Source organism: Micromonospora sp. NPDC005257 (assembly GCF_042872445.1).
Lineage (GTDB): Bacteria > Actinomycetota > Actinomycetes > Mycobacteriales > Micromonosporaceae > Micromonospora.
Genome location: NZ_JBIAKL010000008.1, coordinates 211,677 through 237,153 on the forward strand (window position 1 = coordinate 211,677; position 25,477 = coordinate 237,153).

Annotated in this window: 18 protein-coding genes; 11 read left to right on the forward strand and 7 right to left on the reverse strand. The window is 74.8% G+C overall.

Annotated elements, in window-relative coordinates; all coding sequences use genetic code 11:
• Positions 1 to 89 precede the first annotated feature (89 nt).
• Positions 90 to 2,537: a DNA translocase FtsK 4TM domain-containing protein gene (locus tag ACFYO8_RS18770; protein WP_387257364.1), complete on the forward strand. Its 2,448-nt coding sequence runs from the start codon at positions 90 to 92 to the stop codon at positions 2,535 to 2,537.
• A 63-nt stretch (positions 2,538 to 2,600) separates the two neighbouring features.
• Here ACFYO8_RS18770 and ACFYO8_RS18775 read toward each other — a convergent pair whose 3' ends face one another.
• On the reverse strand, positions 2,601 to 2,843 hold the full coding sequence (locus ACFYO8_RS18775) for a hypothetical protein (protein WP_354865596.1): 243 nt from the start codon (positions 2,841 to 2,843) through the stop codon (positions 2,601 to 2,603).
• 88 nt (positions 2,844 to 2,931) lie between these two features.
• Positions 2,932 to 3,246: a multidrug efflux SMR transporter gene (locus tag ACFYO8_RS18780; protein WP_354865594.1), complete on the reverse strand. Its 315-nt coding sequence runs from the start codon at positions 3,244 to 3,246 to the stop codon at positions 2,932 to 2,934.
• A gap of 117 nt (positions 3,247 to 3,363) precedes the next feature.
• Between ACFYO8_RS18780 and ACFYO8_RS18785 the strand changes: the two genes are divergently transcribed.
• From ACFYO8_RS18785 to ACFYO8_RS18815, 7 genes are all read left to right on the forward strand, one after another.
• The gene (locus ACFYO8_RS18785; protein WP_354865593.1) at positions 3,364 to 4,287 is read left to right on the forward strand and encodes an ornithine cyclodeaminase family protein; all 924 of its coding nucleotides are present in this window, start codon (positions 3,364 to 3,366) and stop codon (positions 4,285 to 4,287) included.
• A 49-nt stretch (positions 4,288 to 4,336) separates the two neighbouring features.
• Positions 4,337 to 5,839: a 30S ribosomal protein S12 methylthiotransferase RimO gene (rimO, locus tag ACFYO8_RS18790; RefSeq protein WP_355047382.1), complete on the forward strand. Its 1,503-nt coding sequence runs from the start codon at positions 4,337 to 4,339 to the stop codon at positions 5,837 to 5,839.
• 47 nt (positions 5,840 to 5,886) lie between these two features.
• The gene (pgsA, locus tag ACFYO8_RS18795) at positions 5,887 to 6,468 is read left to right on the forward strand and encodes a CDP-diacylglycerol--glycerol-3-phosphate 3-phosphatidyltransferase (RefSeq protein ID WP_354866004.1); all 582 of its coding nucleotides are present in this window, start codon (positions 5,887 to 5,889) and stop codon (positions 6,466 to 6,468) included.
• A 59-nt stretch (positions 6,469 to 6,527) separates the two neighbouring features.
• On the forward strand, positions 6,528 to 7,073 hold the full coding sequence (locus tag ACFYO8_RS18800; RefSeq protein ID WP_354865589.1) for a CinA family protein: 546 nt from the start codon (positions 6,528 to 6,530) through the stop codon (positions 7,071 to 7,073).
• 208 nt (positions 7,074 to 7,281) lie between these two features.
• On the forward strand, positions 7,282 to 7,728 hold the full coding sequence (locus ACFYO8_RS18805; RefSeq protein WP_354865587.1) for a helix-turn-helix transcriptional regulator: 447 nt from the start codon (positions 7,282 to 7,284) through the stop codon (positions 7,726 to 7,728).
• A gap of 126 nt (positions 7,729 to 7,854) precedes the next feature.
• Positions 7,855 to 8,706, forward strand: coding sequence for a PspA/IM30 family protein (locus tag ACFYO8_RS18810; RefSeq protein ID WP_354865585.1), 852 nt, complete (start codon positions 7,855 to 7,857; stop codon positions 8,704 to 8,706).
• Positions 8,707 to 8,722: 16 nt separating this feature from the next.
• A complete protein-coding gene (locus ACFYO8_RS18815) occupies positions 8,723 to 9,484 on the forward strand; it encodes a hypothetical protein (RefSeq protein WP_354865583.1) in 762 nt (253 codons plus the stop codon).
• 105 nt (positions 9,485 to 9,589) lie between these two features.
• On the opposite strand, the gene ACFYO8_RS18820 is transcribed toward ACFYO8_RS18815, so the two are convergent.
• Both ACFYO8_RS18820 and ACFYO8_RS18825 read right to left on the reverse strand, forming a co-directional pair.
• The gene (locus ACFYO8_RS18820) at positions 9,590 to 13,225 is read right to left on the reverse strand and encodes a fibronectin type III domain-containing protein (RefSeq protein WP_387257366.1); all 3,636 of its coding nucleotides are present in this window, start codon (positions 13,223 to 13,225) and stop codon (positions 9,590 to 9,592) included.
• Between the two features lie 130 nt (positions 13,226 to 13,355).
• Complete coding sequence (locus ACFYO8_RS18825) at positions 13,356 to 14,177, reverse strand: DNA-formamidopyrimidine glycosylase family protein (RefSeq protein WP_354865579.1); 822 nt, start codon at positions 14,175 to 14,177, stop codon at positions 13,356 to 13,358.
• Between the two features lie 109 nt (positions 14,178 to 14,286).
• Between ACFYO8_RS18825 and ACFYO8_RS18830 the strand changes: the two genes are divergently transcribed.
• The gene (locus tag ACFYO8_RS18830) at positions 14,287 to 15,531 is read left to right on the forward strand and encodes a hypothetical protein (RefSeq protein ID WP_354865577.1); all 1,245 of its coding nucleotides are present in this window, start codon (positions 14,287 to 14,289) and stop codon (positions 15,529 to 15,531) included.
• Between the two features lie 148 nt (positions 15,532 to 15,679).
• Here ACFYO8_RS18830 and ACFYO8_RS18835 read toward each other — a convergent pair whose 3' ends face one another.
• The 3 genes from ACFYO8_RS18835 to ACFYO8_RS18845 are packed head-to-tail and all read right to left on the reverse strand — an operon-like array spanning position 15,680 to position 21,642.
• The gene (locus ACFYO8_RS18835; protein ID WP_354865575.1) at positions 15,680 to 16,468 is read right to left on the reverse strand and encodes an SAM-dependent chlorinase/fluorinase; all 789 of its coding nucleotides are present in this window, start codon (positions 16,466 to 16,468) and stop codon (positions 15,680 to 15,682) included.
• Positions 16,465 to 16,968, reverse strand: a complete 504-nt coding sequence (locus tag ACFYO8_RS18840; RefSeq protein WP_354865573.1) for a GNAT family N-acetyltransferase — start codon at positions 16,966 to 16,968, stop codon at positions 16,465 to 16,467. The genes ACFYO8_RS18835 and ACFYO8_RS18840 overlap by 4 nt, the downstream gene beginning before the upstream one ends.
• A gap of 51 nt (positions 16,969 to 17,019) precedes the next feature.
• Positions 17,020 to 21,642 carry a DEAD/DEAH box helicase gene (locus tag ACFYO8_RS18845; protein WP_354865571.1) on the reverse strand — a complete coding sequence of 1,541 codons (4,623 nt, stop codon included), beginning with the start codon at positions 21,640 to 21,642 and terminating at the stop codon, positions 17,020 to 17,022.
• Between the two features lie 297 nt (positions 21,643 to 21,939).
• Between ACFYO8_RS18845 and ACFYO8_RS18850 the strand changes: the two genes are divergently transcribed.
• Both ACFYO8_RS18850 and ACFYO8_RS18855 read left to right on the forward strand, forming a co-directional pair.
• Positions 21,940 to 22,263, forward strand: coding sequence for a hypothetical protein (locus ACFYO8_RS18850; RefSeq protein WP_354866002.1), 324 nt, complete (start codon positions 21,940 to 21,942; stop codon positions 22,261 to 22,263).
• Positions 22,264 to 22,491: 228 nt separating this feature from the next.
• On the forward strand, positions 22,492 to 25,326 hold the full coding sequence (locus ACFYO8_RS18855; protein ID WP_357707729.1) for a Na+/H+ antiporter subunit A: 2,835 nt from the start codon (positions 22,492 to 22,494) through the stop codon (positions 25,324 to 25,326).
• Positions 25,327 to 25,477: the final 151 nt, after the last annotated feature.

The window sequence follows — 25,477 nt, forward strand, 5'->3', positions numbered from 1 at the left end:
ACACAAACGACGGTCCGACCCGTGCTGCGACGCGCGGACACGACCCGGAAAAGCGGCGATCCACCGGGTGTCGCCGTTACCGTGACTCTATGGCGGGCCGTACCTCTCAGGCGAGCCGGCGGCGCGGCGCGTCGCCGCGTGGCAACACGAACAACCGCGCCCGTCAGCCGGCGAAGAAGGCGGCGGCGCGGAAGACGGCACGGCGGCGCCCGGCCGCCGGGCCGAGCCCGGCCGCGTTCGTCGGCCGGGCCGTGGGCGCCGTCTGGATGGGACTTGCCCACACTGTCGGCTGGACGTTCCGGGCCGCGGGCGCGTCCACCCGGGAGCTGGATCCGGAGCACCGCCGCGACGGCGCCGGGCTGCTGCTGTTCGGCCTGGCCATCCTCAGTGCGGTGGGCATCTGGGGCGGCGGCGCCGGCCCGGTGGGCCGGCACCTGGCCGACACCGTGCGCCTGTTCATCGGCGCCATCTCGATAATCCTGCCGGTGCTGTTCATGGTCGGCGCGTGGCGGCTGATGCGGACTCCGGCCGACCCCGAGCATCGCGGTCGGGGCCTGGTCGGCTGGGGCTCGATGATGCTGGCCACCGCCTCGATGCTGCACATCGGGCAGAACCCGGTCGACGAGGTCCAGCGCGACTTCGCGGGTGGCCTGATCGGCGCGGGCGTGGGCGACCTGCTGAAGTCGGCGGTGACCGCCTGGGTGGCCATGCCGCTGCTGCTCCTGCTGCTGGTGTTCGGCCTGCTCGTGGTCACCGCGACGCCGATCAACAAGATCCCGGAGCGGCTCGGCCTGCGCGCCGACCCGGCCGGGGTGGACGACGACGAGGAGTTCGCCGAGGACGAGGCGCCGGTGAAACCGGCCCGCAAGCGGCCGGCGAAGCGGATGCCGCCGCCGCTGGAGTCGCTGGACCCGGACGACGAGCTGGCCGGCGTGGACCTCCAGGAGACCCTGGTGCTGCCGCGCAAGCCGCCGAAGGTGCCGGCGAACCGCAAGCCGGTGGAGCCGCCGGAGCACTCGCCGCTGCCCACCCGCGCCGAGCAGCTCGCGCTCACCGGGCTGGCCGGCGACTACACGCTGCCGCCCGCGAACCTGCTCGGCGGCGGCGCCAAGCCGAAGACCCGCAGCAAGGCCAACGACGAGGTGATCGCGGCGCTGACCGGCGTCTTCGAGCAGTTCGACGTGGACGCCGCGGTCACCGGCTTCACCCGGGGCCCGACAGTCACCCGGTACGAGGTGGAGCTGGGCCCGGGCGTCAAGGTCGAGCGGATCACCCAGCTGTCCCGCAACATCGCGTACGCGGTGAAGTCGCCGGACGTGCGGATCCTCAGCCCGATCCCGGGCAAGAGCGCGGTCGGTGTGGAGATCCCGAACACCGACCCGGAGAACGTGTCGCTCGGTGACGTGCTGCGCTCCCGCGAGGCGACGAGCGACCACCACCCGATGGTGGCGGCGCTCGGCAAGGACATCGAGGGCGGCTACGTGGTGGCCAACCTCGCGAAGATGCCGCACATCCTGATCGCGGGCGCCACCGGCGCGGGCAAGTCGTCCTGCCTCAACTCGCTGCTGGTGTCCATCCTCACCCGGGCCACGCCGGACGAGGTGCGGCTGCTGCTGATCGACCCGAAGCGGGTCGAGATGACCGGCTACGAGGGCATCCCGCACCTGGTCACGCCGATCGTGACCAACCCGAAGAAGGCGGCCGACTCGCTGGAGTGGGTCGTCCGCGAGATGGACATGCGCTACGACGACCTCGCCGCCAACGGGGTCCGGCACATCGACGACTTCAACCGCAAGGTGCGCAACGGCGAGATCAAGGCGCCGCCGGGCAGCGAGCGGGAGATGCGGCCGTACCCGTACCTGCTGGTGATCGTGGACGAGCTGGCCGACCTGATGATGGTCGCGCCGCGCGACGTGGAGGACTCCATCGTCCGGATCACCCAGCTCGCCCGGGCCGCCGGCATCCACCTGGTGCTGGCGACCCAGCGGCCCTCGGTCGACGTGGTGACCGGCCTGATCAAGGCGAACGTGCCGTCCCGGCTCGCGTTCGCCACCTCGTCGCTCGCCGACTCGCGGGTCATCCTGGACCAGCCCGGCGCGGAGAAGCTGCTCGGCCGCGGCGACGGCCTGTTCCTGCCGATGGGCGCGTCCAAGCCGCAGCGCATCCAGGGCGCCTGGGTCACCGAGCGCGAGATCGCCGACGTGGTGAAGTTCTGCAAGGACCAGCGCGAGCCGGAGTTCCGTCCGGACGTGCTCGCCCCGGCGCAGGACAGCAAGAAGAAGATCGACGAGGACATCGGCGACGACCTGGACCTGCTCGTGCAGGCGGTCGAGCTGGTGGTCACCTCGCAGTTCGGCTCGACCTCGATGCTTCAGCGCAAGCTGCGGGTCGGCTTCGCCAAGGCGGGCCGGTTGATGGACCTGATGGAGACCCGGGGCGTGGTCGGCCCGTCCGAGGGCTCCAAGGCCCGCGACGTGCTGGTCAAGCCGGACGAGCTGGAGGAGGTCCTGGCGGGCCTGCGCGGCGACGGGGACTGACGGCCCCGTAACGCACGACGGCGGCCCCACCTTCCGGTGGTGGCCGCCGTCGGCGGTTCCGGGTCAGTTGAGCAGCGCGGCGACGAGCACGGCGCCGATGATCGCGCCGACCACGCTCGCGGCGGCGGCGTACCAGCCCAGCGGCTTGTCGCCGAGGACGGCGCCGACGATGCCGAGGACCAGACCGAGGACCCCGAAGACCAGCGGGGACACGAAGATCGCGAGGGCCGCGAACACGAACGCGACGATGGTGCAGATGCGGGCGGCGTTGGTGCGCGGACGGGCGGTGGCGTGCATGTTGGCCATGGGGTTCCTCCGTGAGTGGTCTCGCTGTGTGGCGACGAAGGATTCGGTACCCCGGCCGCCGCGTCGTCCAAACCGGATGCGGTATCGATCAGCCGAACAACTTCAGTCCCACCACGCCGGCCACCACCAGCAGCAGGCAGGCCACGCGCGGCAGGTTGACCGGTTCGCCGAGCGCGAGCATTCCGATCAGCGCGGTGCCGACCGCGCCGATGCCGACCCACACCGCGTAGCCGGTGCCGACCGGGATGTCGCGCAGCGCGTACGCCAGGCCGGCCATGCTGCCGGCCAGGGTGACGGCGAAGACGGCGGAGGGGAGAGGGCGGGTGAAGCCCGCGCTGCGGTCCAGCGCGATCGCCCACGCGGTCTCCAGCAGTCCGGAGAGCACCAGCACGATCCAGGCCATGGGTATCACCTCTGACGGGCGGGCCCACCGTAGCACCGGGCCGGCCGCGTCGGCGGCGAGGTGAGAAAGCCCACCATCAGTGGAGTTGACGTCAACTTCAGGTTGCACGATGGAGGTATGACCCTGCTCTTCTCCGACGACGACGTCGCGGCCGCCGTGGACGCCCCGCTCACCGTGGCGGCCATGCGGGACGCGCTGCTGGCCGCGTACGCCGGGCGGCTCATCGCCCCGCCCCGGGCGTCCGCGCCGCTGGGCGGGGGCCGGATGGTGCTGACCGCCGGGCACCTCACCGGGCAGTGGTACGGCTTCCGTTCGTACGACACGTTCGGCCACCCGGAGAGCGGCCAGCTCGTCGTGCTGCACGACGCCACCACCGGTGCGGTACGCGCCATCGCCGTCGGCGAGGAGCTGGGCTCCCGGCGTACCGGAGGACTGGGCGGCGTGGCGGTGGACGCCCTGGCCCGCGCGGACGCCGCCACGGTCGGCGTGGTGGGGTCCGGGCGGCAGGCGTGGACCCAGGTCTGGGCCGCGGCGGCGGTCCGGCCGCTGCGCGAGGTGACCGTGTACAGCCGCTCGGCGGCCCGGCGGGAGGCGTTCGCCACACGCGTCCGCGCCGAGCTGGGCGTGCCCGCCCGCGCGGTCGGCTCGGCCGCCGCCGCGGTACGCGACCGGGACGTCGTGGTGCTCGCCACCACCAGCACCACCCCGGTGCTCGACGCCGCCGACCTGGCCCCGGGCACCCACGTCACCACTGTCGGCTTCAAGCAGGTCGACCGGCACGAGTTCGGGCCCGACCTCCTCGACGCCGCCGACCTGCTGGTCACCGACTCACCCGGGCAGGCCACCGCGTACGTCCCGCCGATGCTCGCCGCCCTGGAGCCGTACGCCGGGCGGTTGCGCGACCTGGGCGCGGTGCTGGCCGGCGCGGTCCCCGGCCGGACCACCGCGGACCAGATCTCGGTCTTCTGCTCCACCGGCCTGGCCGGCACGGAGGTGTTCCTCCTCGACCGGCTGGCCCGGGTGGCCGTTCCCGCTCGCTGAGCCGGCCGGACGGGTGCGCGGCGGACCGGAACCGGCCCGGTACCCTCGGATGGTGTCTGCCTCCTCCTCCACCCCGCGATCCGACGGGCGCCGCGTCGCCCTGCTGACCCTCGGCTGCGCCCGCAACGAGGTCGACTCGGAGGAGTTGGCCGCCCGGCTGCACGCCGACGGGTGGCAGGTCACCACCGACGGCGAGGGCGCCGACGTGGTGGTGGTGAACACCTGCGGGTTCGTGGAGAAGGCCAAGCAGGACTCGATCCAGACGCTGTTGGCCGCCGCCGACACCGGCGCCAAGGTGGTCGCCGCCGGGTGCATGGCCGAGCGGTACGGCCGTGAGCTGGCCGACAGTCTGCCCGAGGCGCAGGCCGTGCTCAGCTTCGACGACTACCCGGACATCGCATCCCGGCTCGACTCGGTGCTCGCCGGCGAGGCGATCGGCGCGCACACCCCCCGCGACCGGCGGGAACTGCTGCCGCTGACCCCGGTGAAGCGCCGCGACGCGGCGGTGTCGCTGCCCGGGCACGGCACCCCGGCCCGGGTCGCTCCGGAGACCGACGCGCACACCCCGGCGCACCTGCGGCAGGTGCTGCGGCACCGTCTCGACACCGGCCCGGTGGCCTCGCTGAAGCTCGCCAGCGGGTGCGACAGGCGGTGCGCGTTCTGCGCCATCCCGGCGTTCCGTGGGGCGTTCGTCTCGCGTACCCCGGACGAGCTGCTCGCCGAGGCCGAGTGGCTGGCCAAGACCGGCGTACGGGAGCTGGTGCTGGTCAGCGAGAACTCCACCTCGTACGGCAAGGACCTCGGCGACCCGCGCGCGCTGGAGAAGCTGCTGCCGCAGCTCGCCGCCATCGACGGGATCGTGCGGGTGCGGGCCAGCTACCTCCAGCCGGCCGAGACCCGGCCCGGCCTGGTCGAGGTGATCGCCACCACGCCCGGCGTCGCCGCGTACTTCGACCTGTCGTTCCAGCACTCCAGCGAGCCGGTGCTGCGCCGGATGCGGCGCTTCGGCTCCACCGACCGGTTCCTGGAGCTGCTGGCCTCGGCCCGCGCGCTGGCGCCGGACGCGGGCGCGCGCAGCAACTTCATCGTCGGCTTCCCCGGCGAGACGAAGCAGGACGTCGCCGAGATGGTCCGGTTCCTGACCGAGGCGCGGCTGGACGCGATCGGCATGTTCGACTACAGCGACGAGGACGGCACCGAGGCCGCCGGGCTGACCGGCAAGGTTTCCGCCGCCACGATCAAGCGGCGGTACGACAAGCTCAGCGCGCTGGCCGACGAACTCTGCTCGCAGCGCGCCGAGGAGCGCCTCGGCGCGACGGTGGAGGTGCTCGTGGACTCGACCGCCGACGGCGTGGTGGAGGGGCGGGCCGCCCACCAGGCGCCCGAGGTCGACGGCTCGACCACGCTCGTCGCGCCGGTCGGCGGCGGCGTGGATCTGGCCGCGCTGCGCCCCGGTGACCTGGTCCGCGCCACCGTGACGGCGACCGAGGGCGTCGACCTGGTCGCCGTGCCGGATGAGATGATCTCGGCGGCGCCCGGCGCGGTACGGTGACGGCGGGCCCGGACGGAGCGGGGAAGCCACGTGGGGCGATGCGGGACATGACGGGGGCGGAGTCGACGGCGGCTGCCCCCGTACCGCTGCTCAACGCGGCGAACCTGCTCACCGGCGCGCGCCTGATGCTGGTGCCGGTCTTCATGGCCACCGTGATCGCCTCCGGCATGAGTCACGCGGGCTGGCGGATGACGGCCTGCCTGATCTTCGTGGTGGCCTCCGCGACCGACCTGGTCGACGGCTGGATCGCCCGCCGGTACGACCTGGTCACCTCGCTGGGCAAGGTCGCCGACCCGATCGCCGACAAGGCACTCACCGGCGCCGCGCTGCTGCTGCTCTCCGTCTACGACCGGCTGCCCTGGTGGGTGACAGTGGTGATCCTGGCCCGCGAGCTGGGCATCACCGGGCTGCGGTTCTGGGTGATCCGGCACGGGGTGATCGCGGCCAGCCGGGGCGGCAAGGTCAAGACCGCGCTGCAGATCCTGGCCATCACCTGGTACCTCTGGCCGATGCCGGAGGCGCCGGCCGCGATCGGGCCGTGGTTCATGGGAGCGGCGGTGGTGGTCACCGTGGTCACCGGGTTCGACTACGTCGCCCAGGCGTTGCGGCTGCGCCGCCCGGCCCGTTGATCCGTTCGAACCGGTCGGCGGGCGAGTAAGCCGGCGTGGGGCGGGAAATGGGGGCGGGCATGGACACCGACGCGAGAAACCAGCGGCCCGCCGGCAGCCCGGCGGCCGCCGTGGTGCACCGCCTGCACGAGTGCGGCCAGACGCTGGCCACCGTCGAGTCGCTGACCGGCGGCCTGCTGGCCGCCGCGATAGTGGAGATCGCCGGCGTCAGCTCGATCTACCGGGGCGGCATGGTGGTCTACGCCACCGAACTCAAGGCGACGCTCGCCGGCGTACCGGAGGACCTGCTGGCCGACCGCGGCCCGGTCGACCCGGAGGTGGCGGTGGCGCTCGCCGAGGGCGGACGGCGGCGGTGCGGCGCGGACTGGGGCCTGGCCACCACCGGAGTGGCCGGGCCGGAGCCGCAGGACGGCAAGCCGGTCGGCCTGGTCTACGTGGCGGTCGCCGGGCCGGACGGCACCGAGGTGCGCCGGCTCGACATCGACGGCGGCCGTGACCACATCCGCTCGGCCGCGGTGATCGAGGCGCTGCGCCTGCTCGCCGACCGCATCGATCTCCCTGAGGGCACCGACGCCGCGCAGGCGGCGGGGGCCGGCCACCGGTGAGCCGCCGAGGCGCCGGCACACCCGGCGGCGGGACCGCCGGGCGGGCCGATCCGCCTGGATTTCGGAGGCGGGGTGGGATGTCGTCGTGGCGACCAACGGGTACGGTTGCGGGAAGGCTCCGGCGGTCGCCGTCGGCGCCGGAGCGGTCCGCCGCGTCCGGCGCGACGCGGTCGGCCGGGGATGGTGGTCCCGTTCAGGGGGAGGTGCGATGGTCCTGCTACGCCGGGTGATCGGTGACGCGCTGCGGGCACGCAGGCAAGGACAGCACCGCACCCTCCGCGAGGTCTCCTCCGCCGCCAACGTCAGCCTCGGCTACCTCTCCGAGATCGAACGCGGCCAGAAGGAACCCTCCAGCGAGCTGCTGGCGGCGATCTGCGACGCGCTCGGCGCCCGCCTGTCCGAGCTGCTGCGCGAGGTGAGCGACACGGTCGCCCTGGCCGAGCAGATGCCCGGCGTGCTGGTGCCGATGGCCGACGAGCGGGTCGAGCCGGCAGCGGTGGCCCCGTCCGCCGTGCGCAAGGCCACCAACCGTGGAGTCCGGCAGGTCACCGACGGCGCCGTCGCCGTCCAGGTCCGGCAGGACTCGCCGCTCAAGGCCACGCTGCGCAGCACCCGCGTACGCCCCGCCGAGCGGGACGTGGTCTGCGCCGCCTGACCCGGCTGCCGCGCCGTGGGCAGTGCTGGCGTCCGCGTCGTACTGTTGATCAGGAGCGTACGGGTGCCGGAGTGGCGTCCGGCTGGAACGATGTAGACGCGACGCTACTGAGGGGACGAGGCGGAGATGGCTAACCCGTTCGTCAAGGGTTGGAAGTACCTGATGGCGCTCTTCGGCGCGAAGATCGACGAACACGCGGATCCGAAGGTGCAGATCCAGCAGGCCGTCGAGGAGGCGCAGCGCCAGCACCAGGCGCTGGTCCAGCAGGCGGCGGCGGTGATCGGCAACCAGCGCCAGTTGGAGATGAAGCTGTCCCGGCAGATGACCGAGGTGGAACAGCTCCAGGGCAACGCGCGGCAGGCGCTGGCGCTGGCCGACCAGGCCCGCGGCAAGGGCGACGAGACCGAGGCGGGGCGCTACGAGCAGTCCGCCCAGATGCTCGCCACCCAGTTGGTCTCCGCCGAGCAGGCGCTGGAGGACCTGAAGACGCTGCACGACCAGGCGCTGGGCGCCGCCGCGCAGGCACGCAAGGCGGTCGAGAACAACTCGATGATCCTCCAGCAGAAGCTGGCCGAGCGCACCAAGCTGCTCAGCCAGCTGGAGCAGGCCAAGATGCAGGAGAGCGTGGCCCGCTCGCTGGAGTCGATGTCGTCGCTCACCGCGCCCGCCAGCACCCCGTCACTCGACGAGGTACGCGATCGGATCGAGCGCCGCTACGCCACCGCCATGGGCCGGGCCGAACTGGCCGGCAACTCGGTCGAGGGCCGGATGCTGGAGATTCAGAAGGCGACCCTCGACTCGTCCGGATCGGCGAGACTGGAGCAGATCCGGTCGAGCATGGCCGGCGAGCAGCTCGGTGCCCGGCACGAGACCCCAGCGGTGGGGCAGCCGACCGACCCGGCCGCCACCGCCCGGCTCGACGAGATCCGGGCCAGCATGAGCCGGGAGCGTGGCACCGGGGAGACCACGACCGGCTGACGGAGGGGCGGACACGATGGCGGACGAACGGGCCCGGCACTTCCGCAGGCTGCGCAGGCTGCGTAACTCGGCGCGTCGGTGGAGCGTGCTGGCCGGAGGGCTCGGCGGCGCCGCCGCGGTGTTGACCCCGTACGCCGGACTGGGCCTGCCGGACGCGGCCTGGGCCGGCGCCGCGGGCAGCGCGATCGCGGTCGCCGCCTGGCGCTGGGTCGACCACCGCGCGCTGGCCGCCGTGCCGCCCCCACCCGCCCTTGATCCGGCCGAGGCCGCCGCCCGCTCCCGGGCCCGGCTGGTCGCCGCCGTCGAGCGGCTCCCGGTCGGGCCGGGCGTCCTGGCCGAGGCTCGCCGGGTCCGTTCCCGCCTCGCGCTGCGCGGCACCGCCGCGGCCGAGCCGTGGGCCCGGCTGGACCGGGCCGCGCTCACCCTGGCCGGGCTGGCCGGGCGGCTGACCGGGCTGGCCGAGCCGGCGGTACGGGAGGCGGCCGAGGCGGACCGGTCCCTGCGCGAGCTGGCGAACCGGGTGGCGGGCGTGGAACGCGCGTCGAAGCTGACGCCGCAGAGCCCGTTGAACGAGGTGCACGCCTCGCTGGTGGCGCAGTTGGAGGACGGGGTGGCCGCGTACGAGCGGCTGGTGGTGGCCGCGGCGGGTTACGTCGCCGAGGACGCCCGCCCGAACACCGCGCACCCGGCCGCCGCGCGGCTGACCGAGGCCACCGACCTGTTGCACGGCGTAGCCTCCGCCCTGGCCGAACTCCGCACCCCCTTGCGCGCCCCCTGACCGTCCCCTCCGGGCGCTCCCACCCCGCCGCTGCGGCTTCCCTCCCCATGATCACCGGCCTGGGCCTGTCTCGGCACCCGGTCGAGGCCGGGGGAGGGCGAGGAGTCAGGTGGGGGTGGTCTTGGGGGTGGGGGGAGTCCAGGGGGAGGTGCCTACGACGTTCGTCGCGCGTACCCGGTAGTGGTAGGTGACCCCGCGCGCCAGGCCGGTGTTCGTGAAGCCACGGCCGGTGACGTGGAACGTCGCCGGTTCGCGGGTGAAGGCGGCGTCGGTGGCGCGCTGCACGATGAACCCGGCGCCCGGTCCGGCCGGCGTCTGCGCCGACCAGCTCACCGTCACGGTGGCCGTGTCCGGCCCGGACGCGCTCGTGGTGACGCTCACCCCGGTCGGTGCGGCCGGCCGCGCCGGGGTGGTCACCGCGGCCACCGTCGACCAGGGGGAGGCCGCGCCCAGGTACGTCGTGCGTACCCGGTAGTAGTACGTGGTGTCCGGTGCGACTGCCGGGTCCACGTGGGCCTCGCCCACGGCGATGGCCGTGGTGCCCGGACCGCTGGTGAACGTCGGGTTCGTGGCCCGCTGCACGTCCACCCCCGTCGCGAAGGAGTGGTTGGCCCAGCGCAGCGCCACCCGCAGTGGCGCGTTCGGCGGCAGCACCGCGGTCAGCCGGGTCGGCGCGGCCAGGTGCACCGCCGCCGGTGTGGCGTTCGACCAGGACGAGCAGCTCACCGCGTTCTCGGCCCGGATCCGGTAGTGGTAGGTGACGCCCGGGGTGACTGTGGCGTCGGTGTACCGCGTGGCGGTGGCGGCCACGGTGATCTGGGTAAGCCCGGTGGAGAAGGCGCTGTCGGTGGCGCGTTGCAGCCGGTGGCTGGTGGGCACGGGACGGCTGCCGTTGCCGGTCCAGGTCAGCGCGATGGCCGGTAGCGCGGTGGCGCCGCCGGGCGCGGGGGTGGCGCCGAGCCCGGTCGGCGCCCTGGGTGCGACGCGCAGGACCAGCGGACGGCTCATGCCCTGGTCGCGCAGTCCGGCCGAGCGGGTCTGCCAGCGGTACTCCCAGCCGAGGTTGACCATCTGGTTGACCACTACCGCGGGGCGGCCGTCGACCGGGCTGACCGGACCGGCGTCCAGCCGTACGCCGGCCGGGCGGGTGGGGTCGAGCAGCCGTACGCTGTCGCCGATCTTGAACGGCAGGGCGGGCGGTACGGGACGCAGCGCCACCACGACGTCCTCCCGGGGGTTGACCCGGACGGTGTCCTTCCAGCCCAGCTCGCCGGGGTCCGGCGGGCGGACCGTGCCGTCCCAGCCGACCCGGTTGACCACCTGTACGTCGCAGCCCTCGATGTGCACCGGATGGGTACGCGGGGCGTCCCCCACGATCCGCCAGAGCTGCGTGCCGTCGCCGGGCGCACCGACCGCCACTGCCGGGTCGGTGGCGTGCAGCACCTCGGTGGCCGGGTCGGCCGGGCCCAGCGGCAGGGTGGCCGGTGCGAGCGGCCCGCTGACCGGGTGGCCGACCCCGAGCCGTCCCACCGCGCGCCCGTGCCGGGGCTCGAACACCTGCCCGACCGACTTCACCGCCAGCGGCAACGTGACCGGGGTGGTCGCGCCGGCCGGCGTGAACGTGACCGAGGCGGCCCGCGCGGGGACGAGCGTCGGGCGCGGGGTGGAGGTGCCGATCGCGGTGTCGTACGCCGGTTGCGGCACGATCGGCGGCGGCTGGCTGCGCGCGTACGCACCCGGGAGCCGGTCGGCGAGCCGCCGCGTGTCGTACGGCTCGGCCGGGCTGCCGGTGACCCGGATCTGGAGCAGCGTACGGGTGTTCGGGCCGTACCCGGGCCGGGTCGGCGGCAGGCCACCGGCGGGGGTCCGGTCCGGCGCGCCGGTGTGGTGGTCGTGGCGCGGATCGAACCGGGGCAGCGGCGCGGGGCAGTCGTTGTAGAGGATGAGCGTGCTGCCCGGCGGCACGGTGGAGAAGTCGATCACCACGTCGGCCCGCTCGCCGGGGGCGAGCAGCAGCGCGTGCCCGTCCACGTTGAGCACCGTCGGGTCCTGCCTGTCGTACCGGTAGTCCACCGGCCGGTTGGTCAGCACGACGGGGGCGGGGAGCAGGCCGCCCTCGTTGCCGATCTGGATCATCCCGGGGCCGGCGGCGGCCGGGTCGGGCACGCCGCCGTCGCGTGCGTCGGCCGGCCAGTAGGCGGGCCGTCCCGGCGCGCGTATCGCCTCGACCATCGGCACCTCACCGGCGTCCAGCTCGCCGGGGGTGCCGTCGTCCGCCCACATCGGCGCGTCCGAGGCGGCCCGGTAGAGCTGGAGGTTGAGCGCCCGGTCCGCGCAGGCGTTGAGGATCCGGAACCGGTACGCGCGCGGCGCGACCTCCAGGTACGGATAGGCCACGCCGTTGACGAGCGGTGTGTCGCCGTACGCCTCGGGGACGGCCGACGGGTGCGGCACGCCCGGCACCAGCGGCGGCTCGTCGGTGTCGGCGTCGGGGTCGTGGTGCGGGTTCGGCACCGGCGCGACCCACGGGCTGGCGCCGCCGTCCGGGTCGTGGGTCCACGGCCCGTAGTCCCAGCGCCCGGTCGGGTTGGTGCCGGTGAGCCGGTACGGGTTCTGCCGGGGCTGGTAGACGTGCGGGTGCCAGAGGCTGCCCTTGGCGCCCCAGCGGTCCCGGTCCCAGGTGGGGTCCTGGGCGGCGAGCTGCGCGTCGTCGGGTACGAACGTCTTGTCCTCGATCACCAGCGGGAACTGGTCGGCGGGCAGCACGCCGTCCTCGACGAGCTGTTCCTCGGCCGGGTCGGTGAGCAGGTAGAGCGCGATCTGCCCGGAGTAGACGGTGAGCCGGGACAGGCCGAGCGTGTTGTCGTGCAGCCACATCAGCCGGCCGCTCTGCTCGTTCGGGAAGTACAGCGTGGTGGCCCCCGCTCCGGGCGGCGGCATGTCCGGCACCGGCGTGACGCCCACACCGACCGGATACGGGGTGATCTCGCCGGCCGGGGTCACCCACTGCCACGGGTTGCCGGCGCTGATCCAGCCGGTCTGCGCGCCGGACAGGTGCGGCACGGCCCGGTTCTGCGGGTACGGCGCGGGCCCGTCGAGCGGCCCGGCGCCGGCGCCGTCGACAGTCTCGTCGACCGGCAGGAACAGCTCGCCGGCCCGGCCGGTGGGGAGCTGGTTGATGAACTTGATCCGCACCGGGCGGCCCCGGCGGGCAACGATCATCGGGCCGAGGTGCCAGGGGCGGCCGGGCGGGCCGACCGTGTTGTGCCCGGAGGCGTCGGTGCCCAGGTTGAGCTGCCGGTAGCCGCGCAGCCGGGTGGCCGGCAGGTCGCGGTGCAGGCGCTGCGCGTACTCCTGGAGGCCGATCTCGTAGTAGTCGCAGCCCGGCCAGGTGATGGTGTCGGGGACGGCGACCGGCAGGCGGGCACCGAGCCCGGCGGTGGCCGGCTGCCCTGGTAGCGGCAGCGGGTCGACGAACTTGCGGAGGCCGGTGCCGGGCACCGCACGGCCGTCCGGGTCGAGCGTGGGCAGCGGGCTGGCGGCGGTGTTCGGCACCGGGCCGAACAGGCGCGGGACGGCGGCCGGGTCCAGGCTCGCCGGCGCCGGGCCGTCGGCCGGTTCCTCGTCGTGCCCGCGAGCGGCCGGAACGGTGGGCGCGACGGAACCGGGCGGCGCGGTCTCCTCGGCGACGACGGCGGCGTGGTCCGGACGTCCGGGCCGGCTGCGGCGGAACAGCACCATGGCTCTCCCCGGGGTCGGGGCGCGCCGGCCGACACCCCGGCGTGGCGGGCGTGCGCGCTGCTGACGATCCGTGAGCGGTCCACCGCAGCATGCGACGTCGGAAGGGCGAGGGGGAATTGCCCAATCGTCCCTATCTCGACTGATCTTCGGCGTTTCGTGGAAGTTCCACGCCGGGCTGGCAGGCCGGACACCAGTAGGTGACCCGTTCGCCCAGCTCCTCCTTGCGGATGGCGGTCCCGCAGCGGCGGCAGGGCTGGGCCCGGCGACCGTAGACGTAGCTGGTGCCGCCGCGGTGCAACACGCCTGTGGTGCTCTGCGTCCACCGGCCCCGGTTGGCCGCGAGCAGCCGCTGGGCCAGCGCCACTGTGGCGGGCAGGTCCGGCACCGCGCCGACCGGCGTCCACGGCGACACGCCGCGCAGGAACAGCACCTCGCACTTGTAGAGGTTGCCCACCCCGGCCAGGTTGCGCTGGTCGAGCAGCGCCTCGCCGACGGTGCGGTCCGGGTCGGCGGCGAGCCGGCGTACCGCCTCGTCGGCGTCCCAGTCCGGGCCGAGCAGGTCCGGGCCCAGGTGGCCGACGAGCGACTCCTCCTCGGCGGTCGGCACCAGCGCCACCTCGTGCAGGTGGTAGCCGACAGCGACCGCGGCGGGGGAGCGGAGCACCACCCGGATCAGGTGCGCCGGCCGCGCGGTCCAGCGCTCACCCGGGGCGTACGCCCGCCAGGCGCCGTCCATCCGCAGGTGCGAGTGCAGCGTCCACTGCCGGGCGTCGGGGTCGGCCAGGCGCAGCAGCAGGTGCTTGCCCCGGCTCGCCGACTCCCGCACGGTCCAGCCGGTCAGGTCGGTGGCGGCGAGCTGCGGCACGCGGAAGTCGGACCCGGTGAGCCGGGCCCCGGCCAGCGCGCGTTGCAGCACGCGCGCGGTGTTCCAGACGGTGTCGCCTTCGGGCACCCGGCCATTGTCCCCCGGTCGAGCAGAACTCGCATGTGTCGCCATTTGTACTGAGGTTCCACATGATCTATGGAAACGCAACGATCAGGGGGTTCTGAGGAGAATGCTGATGGCTCACTCACGACGTCGTACCGTCGTCGCCCTGACCGCACTGCTCACCGTGGCCGCCGGACTGCCCGGCACGCCCGCGCCCGCCGCGCCCTCACCCACCGCCGCACCGGCCCGCGCCGCCGGTCCCGAACGCTGGTCCGTCGACCTCGCCGTGGCCGGCGGCGACGACGTCAACGTCGCCTGGCGGTCCGGCCGCCTGGGGCTGGCCGACCCCCGACCCGCCGTCCGGACCCGCCCGGCCGCCGTGGGCGGACCGGTGGCCGAGGGCATCCTGCTCTCCGCGCCGCGCGCCCTGCGGAAACCCGCGACCCGGGTACGCGCGCAGCTCGCCGCCCGCACCGGCGACGGGGGTACGGCGGTGGCCCAGGTACGCGGCTGGCGTGCCCGTGGCTGGACCGAGTGGCGCGACGGCGCCGACGCGGTCTTCGACCAGCCGGTCAGCCGGGTCCAGGCGCGCGTCGTGCTGACCACCCGCGACGCCGCGTCGGAGGCCACCGTGACCGGCCTGACCCTGGCCGCCGACCGGGTCACCACCACAGCGGTCCAGCCGGCCGCCGCGCTCACCTACCGGGTGTACGCGACCCGCATCGGCCTGGTCGGCGGCACCACCGCCAACGGGCACACCGTGGGCACCCGGGACCACTTCGCGGCGCTGCCCACCCGGCGCGGCCTGTCCCCGCGCGACACTGGTGACTACACGGTCAAGGTCTGCACGACGAGCGGCAGCCGTTGCGAGTACGCACCGGTGTGGGACGTCGGCCCGTGGAACACCAGGGACGACTGGTGGAACCCGGCGTCGGTCCGGGAGAACTGGACGGACCTGCCACGCGGATTGCCGGAGGCGCAGGCGGCGTACCAGAACGGCTACAACGGAGGGCGCGACCAGTTCGGACGTACCGTGCGCAACCCGGCAGGGCTGGACCTCGCCGACGGGACGTTCTGGGACGGGCTGCGGCTCACCGACAACGCCTGGGTGGACGTGACGCTGCTGTGGACCGGCGGCGGGGCGCGGGCGATCGTCGGCTCCGGGCCGCTGAACCTGCGCACCGGGGCGAGCACCTCGTACGCGAGCCGTGGCCTGGCCGCCACGCACGCCCACGTGCCGGTGCGGTGCTACGTCACCGGGCAGCGCGTCGCCGGCACGTACCGCACCACGACGAGGTGGTACCGCCTGGTGGACGGCACCTACGTCAGCCACGCGTACCTGTCCTCGATCTACGGCGCCACCGTCCCCCGCTGCTGACCCCCGCCCGTCACCCCCTCGCCTCTCGCCTCCCGCCTCCCGCTGATCTTGCACTTTCGGCCCGCCCGGTGGGGCTTTCGCCGGATGTGCCGGGGCAGCAACCGCAAGATCGCGGGACCGGGGGGGAGGGGGGAGGGGGAGGGCGGGGTCAGGGGGTGGTGATGGTGACCAGGTCGCCCGGGGCGGTGTTCAGGGTGTCGGCGGCCCGGCCGGTGTTCACCGCGACGGCGACCTGGGCGGCGGAGTCGACGTAGACCACCAAGACGCCCTGCGGCGCGTCGCCGAACGTGCGGCCGTGGACCGCCTCGTGGCCGTTCACCAGCACCCGGGACGGCAGCCCGTCGAGCAGTGGGCCGGGCGCGGCGAGCTGGACGTTGCCGAAGTGGTCGACGGTCAGCACCTCGGCGCGCAGCACGCCGTCCGCCGCGTGCACCACCGGTTCCGGCAGCCGGACCAGCGTGCCCGGGTCCACCGCCGGCCCGGCCTCGGCCACTGGCGCGCCGAGCGCCAGCCGGGCTGCCACCGGCGCGAACACGTCACGCCCGTGGAACGTGCGGGAGACGACCGGGCCGAGCCAGGCCGGGTTGGTCAGCTCCACCGCGGCGACGACCCCGCCCAGCGCCTCGGCGGCCGGGATCAGCAGCCCGTTGTCCGGCCCGACGAGCAGCCCGCCGGGCGCGGCGAGCGCGATCCCGCGTCGCGTGGTGCCCACGCCCGGGTCGACCACTGCCACGTGCACCCCCCACGGCAGGTACGGCACGGTCTGCGCGAGCACCGCCGCGCCCCGGCGTACGTCGGCGGGTGGGATCAGGTGCGTCACGTCGATCACCCGTACCGCCGGGGCGAGCCGGGCCAGCACCCCGTGGCACGCCGCCACGAACCCGTCGGCCAGGCCGTAGTCGGTGGTCAGCGAGACACACCGCGGGGTGCCGTTCACTGGGTGCCCGCCCTGGTCAGGTGCCGGGCCAGCCGCAGCTCGTCGTGCAGCGGGATGCCGTCGGAGCCGACGTGCGGGATCGTCGGCTTGACCGTGCGGGCCCGGTCCGCCGCGCCCGCGTCCACGGCGACGATGCGTAGCCCTCGGCGCTGGTAGAAGCGCAGCGCGTCCAGGTTGTCGTTCGTGGTGACCAGCCAGATCCGGTCCGCCCCGACGGCCCGGGCCACCTCCTCGGCGGCGGCCAGCAGGGCGCCGCCCGCGCCGTTGCCGGGTGCCGAGGCGGCCAGGCTCACCACTTCCAGCCCGTCGGCGTCGACCCGGTACGCCAGCGCCCCGGCGAACGCGCCGCTGTCGTCGACCGCCACCAGCGTGGGCAGGTCACGCAGGTCGTAGCGGGTGTCGTGGACCACCACGAGAGGGCCGCCCCACTCCCGCTCGTGCAACGCCGTCAGTGCCGCACGGTCCCCGTCGCGCGCCTGGTGCACCCGGATCGCGGCCACCGGCCCTCCTCCCGCTCGCGTCCGGCACACCCTAACCGGCACAGCGGGCGGTCAGCCGCGTAGGCGCAGGCCGCGCGGGGTGGCGCGGAAACCGGCGGCGGTCAGCGCGTCGTGCAGCGGGGAAGCGTGCACGGCCTCGCCGTCGGCGCGTTCCACCGAGATCGCACCGAGCGCACCGGAGTGCACCGCGTCGGCGAGCGCCTTGCCGGCCGCGCCGAGCGTGTCGGTGTCGTCGGTGAACGACAGGATCGTCCGGCCGCCCCGCTCCACATAGAGCACCAGATCGCCGCCGACCAGCACGACAAGCGCGCCCGCCTTGCGCCCGGCCCGGTGGCCGGTGGCGGGTGCCGCGCCGCCGCCGGAGTCGACAACGCGTTCGGGCCAGGGCAGCGCCGCGCCGTACGGGTTCGCCGGGTCGGTGGCCGCGAGCACCACTGTCGGCCCGCCCCGGCCCTGGGTGTCGTCGGCGAGCGCCCGGATGCGGTCCACCGCGCCGGGCACCGCGAACTGGGCCGCGCCGAGCCCTTCCACGAAGTAGCCGCGCCGGGCCGCCCCGCGTTCCTCCATCGCGGACAGCACCGGGTAGACCCCGGCGAATCCGCCGGTGACCTGCTCGGCCATGACCGCGCCCCGGGTCACCACACCGTGCCGCTCCAGCAGCAGGTCGGCCAGCGCGGCGGCGCGGCGGGTGGGGTCGAGGTCGCGTTCGGGCAGCCGGGACCAGCGACCGGCCATCGTGGGCGGACCGCTGCGGCTGGGCAGCGCGACCCGGCCGGGACGGCGGAAGCGGGTGCGCGGCGCCGACGGCCGGGAGCGGTGCGCCCCGCCCGCGCCGAGCGTGGCCCGCAGCGGCGCGAGGGTGTCGTTGGTGAGGTGACCGGCCCACACCAGATCCCACACCGCGCCGGACAGTGCGGCGTCGTCGGTGGCGCCGACCCGGTCGGACAGCGAGCGGAAGAACAGCGCCTGCCCGTCGGCGAGCGCGTCGAGCACCGACTCGTGCAGCGGGGTGAGCGTCAGCGCCTCGTCCGGCGGCGGGAGCAGCAGCGGCGCGACGTCGGCGTACGCGAGTGTCACCCACCCGTCCCCGCCGGAGATCGCGCCCGCGCCGGCCCACACCACCTCGCCGCCGGCGCACAGCTCGTCGAGCTGGGCGGGGGAGTAGTCGGCCACCCGGGCGGGCAGCACCAGGCGTTCCAGCGCGGACGCGGGCACGCTCACGCCCTGCAACTGCTCCACGGCGGCGGCGACCGCCTCGACGCCCCGGGCCGACGATCCGACCTGCTGCCAGCGCGGCAGGAACGCGGCGAGCGCGCGCGGCGGCACCGGCTCGATCTCCCGCCGCAGTGCCGCGAGCGAGCGACGGCGCAGCAGGCGCAGCACCTCGGCGTCGCACCACTGCGTGCCCACCGTGTCCGGGGCGAACTCGCCGGAGACCACCCGGCCGGTCGCGGCGAGCCGGCGCAGCGCCTGCTCCACCACGAACACGCCGAGCCCGAACCGGGCCGCGCAGGTGGCCGCCGCGAACGGGCCGTGCGTGCGGGCGTACCGGGCGACCAGGTCGGCGAGCGGATCGGCCACCGGCGCCAGGTAGGCCTCGGCGACCCCGACGGGCAGCGCCACCCCGAGCGCGTCGCGCAGCCGGGCGGCGTCCTCGACCACCACCCAGCGGTCCTCCCCGGCGATGCGGACGCGCAGCACCCGCCGGGCCGCCGCCAGCTCGCCGGTCCACGACTCCGGCACGCCGCGCTCGGCCAGCTCGGCGCCGCTCAGGTCGCCGACCACGCGCAGCAGCTCGACCACGTCCTCCGGGTCGCGGGGCCGCCGCTGCTCGGTGAGCCAGCGCAGTTGGCGCGCGGTCTCGGTGAGCACCGCCGGATCGAGCAGCTCCCGCAGGTCGACGCGGCCGAGCAGCTCGCCGAGCAGCCCGGAGTCGAGCGCCAGCGCGGCGGCCCGCCGCTCGGCCAGTGGCGCGTCGCCCTCGTAGAGGAACGCGCCGACGTACCCGAACAGCAGCGACCGCGCGAACGGCGACGGGCGCTCGGACTCCACCTCGACCAGGCGTACCTTGCGGGCGGCCAGGTCGCGCATCAGCCCCGCGAGGGCGGGCTGGTCGAACACGTCCTGGAGGCACTCGCGGGCGGCCTCCAGCGTGACCGGGAAGTCGGCGTACTCGCGGGCCACGTCGAGCAGTTGCGCGGCGCGCTGGCGTTGCTGCCACAGCGGCTGCCGCCGCCGGGGGTCACGCCGGGGCAGCAGCAGCGACCGGGCCGCGCACTCGCGGAACCGGGACGCGAACAGCGCCGACGTACCCACCGACTCCTCGACGAGCTGGGCGATCTCGTCCGGCTCGAAGACGACCACGTCGGCGCCGGGCGGGGTGTCGGCGGTGTCCGGCAGGCGCACCACGATGCCGTCGTCGGAGGGCATGACCTGGGCGTCCACGCCGTACCGCTCGGCCAGCCGGCGGCCGATCGCCAGCGCCCACGGCCCGTTGACGCGCGCGCCCAGCACCGAGTGCACGGCGAGCCGCCAGTCGCCGAGCTCGTCGCGGAACCGCTCGACCACCACGGTCCGGTCGTCCGGCAGCGACCGGGTGGCCGCCTTCTGCTCGCGCAGGTAGTTCATCAGGTTGCCGGCGGCCCAGTCGTCGAGCCCACCGGCGCGCAGCGCCGCCACCGCGTCCGCGTCGGACTGCCGCAGCAGCGCCCGGACCCGGGCGCCGATCGCCCGGCCCAGCTCGACCGGGCGGCCGAGCTGGTCGCCCTTCCAGAACGGCATCCGGGCCGCCTGCCCGGGCGCGGGGGAGACCAGCACCCGGTCGGGGGTGATCTCCTCGATCCGCCAGGACGACGAGCCGAGCAGGAACACGTCGCCCACCCGGGACTCGTAGACCATCTCCTCGTCCAGCTCGCCGACCCGGGCCGCCCGCTCGGCACCGGCCAGGAACACGCCGAACAGGCCCCGGTCGGGGATGGTGCCGCCGCTGGTCACGGCGAGCCGCTGGGCGCCGGGCCGGCCGGTCAGCACGTCGGTGGCGCGGTCCCAGACCAGCCGGGGACGCAGCTCGGCGAACGCGGTGGACGGGTAGCGGCCGGAGAGCATGTCGAGCACCGCGTGCAGCGCCGAGTCGGGCAGCTCCGCGAACGGCGCCGCCCGGCGGACCAGCACGGCCAGGTCGCCGAGCGGCCACGGCTCCAGCGCCACCATCGCGACGATCTGCTGTGCCAGCACGTCGAGCGGGTTGCGCGGGTAGTGCAGCTCCTCGATCGCCCCGGCGCCCATCCGCTCGGCCACCACCGTGCAGGAGAGCAGGTCGCCCCGGTGCTTGGGGAAGACGACGCCACGTGAGACAGCGCCCACCTGGTGCCCGGCCCGCCCGACCCGTTGCAGCCCGGCCGCCACGCTCGGCGGCGCCTCGATCTGCACCACCAGGTCGACGGCGCCCATGTCGATGCCCAGCTCCAGGCTGGACGTGGCGACCACGGCGGGCAGCCGACCGGATTTGAGTGCCTCCTCGATCTGCTTGCGCTCCTCCCGGGAGACGCTGCCGTGGTGCGCCCGGGCGATCACCGCCGGCGCACCGGCCGCCGCGCCGGCCTGCGCCATCACCTCCGCCGGCAGCCGCGGCGTCCGCACCGGCCCGGACCCGGCGGCGGGCGGCGGGCCGTCGGCGCCGGGCAGCAGATCGGATACGCGCACCGGCTCTCCGCCCCGGGCCACGCGGCTGCCCTCCTGGGCGGACGCCGCCTCGATCTCCTCGGCGGCCAGCTCGTTGAGCCGCGCGCAGAGGCGTTCGGCGCCGCGCCGGGAGTTGGTGAACACGATCGTGGACCGGTGCGCGCGAATCAGCGCGAACACCCGCTCCTCGACGGCCGGCCAGATCGAGGCGCGGCGGGGGGCGCGGCCGCCCAGGTCGTCCTCGGGCGGCTCCTGCTCGTCGAGGCGGGTCATGTCCTCCACCGGGACCTGGACGCTGACCTCGATGGTCTTGTCGGCCGGTGGTTGCACCACGTCGACCGGGCGCGCGCCGCCGAGGAAGCGGGCGCACACGTCGATCGGCCGGACGGTGGCGGACAGGCCGATCCGTTGCGCGGGCCGGTCCAGCAGCGCGTCGAGCCGTTCCAGGGACAGCGCCAGGTGGGCGCCGCGCTTGGTGCCGGCGACCGCGTGCACCTCGTCCACGATCACCGTGTCGACGCCGCGCAGCGAGTCGCGGGCGGCGGAGGTGAGCAGCAGGAACAGCGACTCGGGCGTGGTGATGAGGATGTCCGGCGGGGTGCGGGCGAAGGCCCGGCGCTCGTCGGCCGGGGTGTCGCCGGTACGCATCCCGACGGTGATGTCCGGCGGGACCAGACCGAGCCGGGAGGCGGCGTGGCGGATGCCGGTGAGCGGGGCGCGCAGGTTGCGTTCCACGTCCACGGCGAGCGCCTTGAGAGGGCTGACGTAGAGCACCCGGCAGCGGCGCCGGGGATCGGCCGGCGGCGACTCCTTGGCGAGCCGGTCGAGCGACCAGAGGAACGCCGCGAGCGTCTTGCCCGAGCCGGTCGGCGCGACCACCAGCGCGTTGCGTGCGGCGGCCACCGAACGCCAGGCGCCCTCCTGGGCCGGGGTGGGCGCGGCGAAGGCCGCGGTGAACCACTCCCGGGTCGCCGCGCCGAACTCCGCCAGCACGCCGCCCGACCCGCTCGACCTGCCTGACCCGCTTGACCCGCTCGACCTGTCTGACCCGCCTGACCTGTCTGACCCGCCTGACCTGTCTGACCCGCCTGACGGGGTCACCTCGTCCGCCACGCTCCCATCCTGCCGCGCGGGTGTGACATCCGGCCCGTCGCCGGACCGTTGCGTCCCGCCCGCAGCGGGCGAAGAATGCAATGGGCGATTATTCCGTTAAGTCTTACTTAACTGCTTGCTTGTGAGCAGCAACATAAAGTAACTTCACTCGCGATGCAGCGTGGGGTGGAGGCGTGGATGACCGTCGAGGAACGAGTCCTGGGGCCGGGGACCGACGTGCTCATCCGTAAGGTCGACAGTCGCCTGGCCGCGCTGCGCGCCGGTCTGCGCGGCCCCGATCTGGAGCTGGCCGAGGAGCTGGCCGCACGGCTGCGCGAGATGATCCTGGCCACCGCCCGGTCCAGCGCCGCCGACCGGGCCCGGGTCCGGGCCGCTGTGCACTACTTCGTCCAGCGGCGGGAGAGCCGCGACGCCCGGCTGCCGCTGCGCTCCCTGGCCGCCGCCCAGCGCGCCGTCGACCGCGCCGCCCGCCAGCTGGCCACCCCCAACCCCGCCCCCTGACGACCGCACCCCACCCCGCCCTTCCCTCGCGCGGCGACCAGGGAATTTGCGGCGGGATCAGGCGTGCTCCCGGACACGAACTCCTTGATCAGCGGGCCGGAGAGGGCGGCTGGGCGAGGGGGATACGGGTGGGTTTTGGGGAAAACGGCCCGGTTCGGTGCCGCTGTGGCGTGTGATCGGTCGTGACACCAGCGTGTCCCCGCGCTGTCACCTCGACCGGGAGTACGCGTGCTCGTCCTGCTGATCGTGCACCTGGTGGCGGCGCTGCTCGCCCCGCCGCTGGTCCGCCGGTGGGGTCCGCGCGCCTGCCTGCTGCTCGCGCTCGCCCCGGCCGCCACAGCGGTGTGGGCGGCGGCGCACACCGGAGCGGTACGCGACGGCGGCGCGGTGGTCGAGACGTACCCGTGGATCTCGCAGTTGCAGCTCGACGTGGCGCTGCGGGTCACCACGCTGTCCTGGCTGATGTTGCTGCTCGTCGGCGGCGTCGGCGCGCTGGTGCTGGTCTACTCCGCCCGCTACTTCCCGCCCGGGTCGACCGGGCTGGCCCGGTTCGCCGCCGTCATGGTCGCCTTCGCCGGGGCGATGCTCGGCCTCGTCGTCTCCGACGACCTGCTGCTGCTCTACGTCTTCTGGGAGCTGACCACCGTCTTCTCCTACCTGCTCATCGGGCACAGCACCGAGCGCCGGTCCAGCCGGTGGGCCGCCGCGCAGGCGCTCACCGTGACCACGCTGGGCGGGCTGGCCATGCTCGTCGGGTTCCTGCTGCTCGGCCACCACGCCGGCGGCTACCGGTGGTCCGCGGTGGCGGCGGCGCCGCTGCCCGGCGGGGGATACCTCACCGTCGCGGTGCTGCTCATCCTCGCCGGGGCGCTGGCGAAGTCCGCCGTGTTCCCGTTCAACGCCTGGCTGCCGGTGGCGATGGCCGCGCCGACGCCGGTGAGCGCGTACCTGCACGCGGCGGCGATGGTGAAGGCCGGCATCTTCCTCATCGGACTGCTCGGCCCGCTGCTCGCCCCGGCCGGCGGGTGGCGGCCGGTCACCGTCGTGGCCGGGCTGGTCACGCTCGTCATCGGCGGGTGGGCGGCGCTGCGGCAGGTCGACCTGAAGTTGCTGCTGGCGTACGGCACGGTCAGCCAGCTCGGCCTGCTCACAGTGGTGTTCGGCGCGGGCACGCCGAAGGCGGCGCTGGCCGGCGTGGCGATGCTGGCGGCGCACGCCCTGTTCAAGGCGGCGCTGTTCCTGGTCGTCGGCATCCTCGACCACGAGGCCGGCACCCGTGACCTGCGGGATCTGTCCGGGCTGGGCCGGGCCGCGCCGGTGCTGGCCACCGTCGCCACGCTGGCCGCCGCCTCGATGGCCGGGGTGCCGCCGCTGCTCGGGTTCGTCGGGAAGGAGGCGGCGCTCGCCGCGTTCACCGGTGATCCACCGGTCCTGATCGTGCTGGTGGTCGGCAGCGCGCTCACCGTCGCGTACAGCATCCGGTTCCTCTGGGGCGCGTTCGGCACCCGGCCCGGTGTGCCGGACACCGAGTGGGCCCGGCCGCCCGCCGCGATGTTCGTACCCCCGGCTCTGCTCGCCGTGGCCGGGCTCGCCGCCGGTCCGGCCGCCGGGTGGCTGAGCGGCCTGTTCGAGCCGTACGCCGAGCTGTTCGGGCCGGTCGAGGAGCGCCTGGCGCTCTGGCACGGACCGACGGAGGCGCTCGGCCTGTCCGCCCTCGTGCTGGCCGGCGGCGTGGTGCTGCACCTGGTCCGCGGCCCGCTGGCGCCCCTGCTGGCCCGGCTGCGTTCGCCGGTGGGCGGCAACCAGGGGTACGAGTGGGTGACGCACGCCTTCGACCGGCTCGCCATCGAGGTCACCGGCGCCACCCAGCGCGGCTCGCTGCCGCAGTACCTCGGCACCGTGCTGCTCGCGCTGGTGTTCGTGCCTGGCGGGGCGATGATCGCCACCGCGCCGTGGCGGGTCGATCTGGCGGTCTGGGACAACCCGGCCCAGCTCGTGGTCTGCGTGGTGATCGCGGTCGCCGCACTGCTCGCGGTGAGCGCGCGGCGCCGGCTCACCGCGATGCTGCTCGTCGGCGTGACCGGCTACGGCACCGCGATGATGTTCGTCCTCTACGGCGCCCCGGACGTGGCGCTCACCCAGTTCCTGGTGGAGACCGCCACGATCGCGGTGTTCGTGCTGGTGCTGCGGCGGCTGCCGGCGCGCTTCTCGGCCCGTCCGCTGCGCCGCAGCCGCTGGGTACGGCGCGGGATCGGGATCGCCGCCGGTGTGGTGATGGCCGGGCTGGCGCTCGTCGCGGCCGGGGCGCGGCGCGCGCCGTCGATCTCCGCGGCCTTCCCGGATCTCGCCCTCACGCAGGGGTACGGCCGCAACGTCGTGAACGTGACGCTCGTCGACATCCGCGCCTGGGACACCATGGGGGAGATCTCGGTGCTCGTGGTGACCGCGACCGGTGTGGCCAGCCTGATCTACGAGCGTTCCCGCACCGGGCCGCGCCCTCGTCGCCCGCCACCGGCCGCGCTGCGCGCCGGGGACCGGCGCACGGTGTGGCTGCGCGGCGGGCAGACGCTGCCGGAACGGCGGCGCTCGATCGTGTTCGAGGTGGTCACCCGGCTGATCTTCCACACCGTACTGATCTTCTCGTTCTTCCTGCTGTTCTCCGGGCACAACGCGCCCGGCGGCGGTTTCGCCGGCGGGCTCGTGGCCGGGCTGGCGCTGGCCCTGCGTTACCTGGCCGGCGGCCGGTACGAGCTGGCCGAGGCGGCGCCGGTCGGGGCCGGAACGGTGCTCGGCGCGGGTCTGGGCATCTCGGTGGGCAGCGGCGTGCTCGGCCTGGCGCTCACCGGCCAGGTGCTGCAGAGCGTGAAGGTCAACCTGTGGCTGCCCGTGGTCGGCGACTTCTACCTGGTCACGTCGCTGTTCTTCGACATCGGCGTCTATCTCGTGGTGGTCGGGCTGATCCTGGACATCCTGCGCAGCCTGGGCACCGAGGTGGACCGGCACGTGGAGGCCGCGGGAGACGCGGGGCACGGGCTGGTGGTCCAGCGGGAGGGGCCACCGTGAGCGCGAGGAGTGAGCCGGTTTTGCGAGCCCCGCAGTCGCGAACAGAGGTGGCTGTGAGCGCGAGGAGTGAGCCGGTTTTGCGAGCCCCGCAGTCGCGAACAGAGGTGGCTGTGAGCGCGAGGAGTGAGCCGGTTTTGCGAGCCCCGCAGTC

Coding starts and splice junctions, on each gene's coding strand:
- ACFYO8_RS18770 (WP_387257364.1), top strand. CDS start 90: ATGGCGGGCCGTACCTCTCAGGCGAGCCGGCGGCGCGGCGCGTCGCCG.
- ACFYO8_RS18775 (WP_354865596.1), bottom strand. CDS start 2,843: ATGGCCAACATGCACGCCACCGCCCGTCCGCGCACCAACGCCGCCCGC.
- ACFYO8_RS18780 (WP_354865594.1), bottom strand. CDS start 3,246: ATGGCCTGGATCGTGCTGGTGCTCTCCGGACTGCTGGAGACCGCGTGG.
- ACFYO8_RS18785 (WP_354865593.1), top strand. CDS start 3,364: ATGACCCTGCTCTTCTCCGACGACGACGTCGCGGCCGCCGTGGACGCC.
- rimO (WP_355047382.1), top strand. CDS start 4,337: ATGGTGTCTGCCTCCTCCTCCACCCCGCGATCCGACGGGCGCCGCGTC.
- pgsA (WP_354866004.1), top strand. CDS start 5,887: ATGACGGGGGCGGAGTCGACGGCGGCTGCCCCCGTACCGCTGCTCAAC.
- ACFYO8_RS18800 (WP_354865589.1), top strand. CDS start 6,528: ATGGACACCGACGCGAGAAACCAGCGGCCCGCCGGCAGCCCGGCGGCC.
- ACFYO8_RS18805 (WP_354865587.1), top strand. CDS start 7,282: ATGGTCCTGCTACGCCGGGTGATCGGTGACGCGCTGCGGGCACGCAGG.
- ACFYO8_RS18810 (WP_354865585.1), top strand. CDS start 7,855: ATGGCTAACCCGTTCGTCAAGGGTTGGAAGTACCTGATGGCGCTCTTC.
- ACFYO8_RS18815 (WP_354865583.1), top strand. CDS start 8,723: ATGGCGGACGAACGGGCCCGGCACTTCCGCAGGCTGCGCAGGCTGCGT.
- ACFYO8_RS18820 (WP_387257366.1), bottom strand. CDS start 13,225: ATGGTGCTGTTCCGCCGCAGCCGGCCCGGACGTCCGGACCACGCCGCC.
- ACFYO8_RS18830 (WP_354865577.1), top strand. CDS start 14,287: ATGGCTCACTCACGACGTCGTACCGTCGTCGCCCTGACCGCACTGCTC.
- ACFYO8_RS18850 (WP_354866002.1), top strand. CDS start 21,940: ATGACCGTCGAGGAACGAGTCCTGGGGCCGGGGACCGACGTGCTCATC.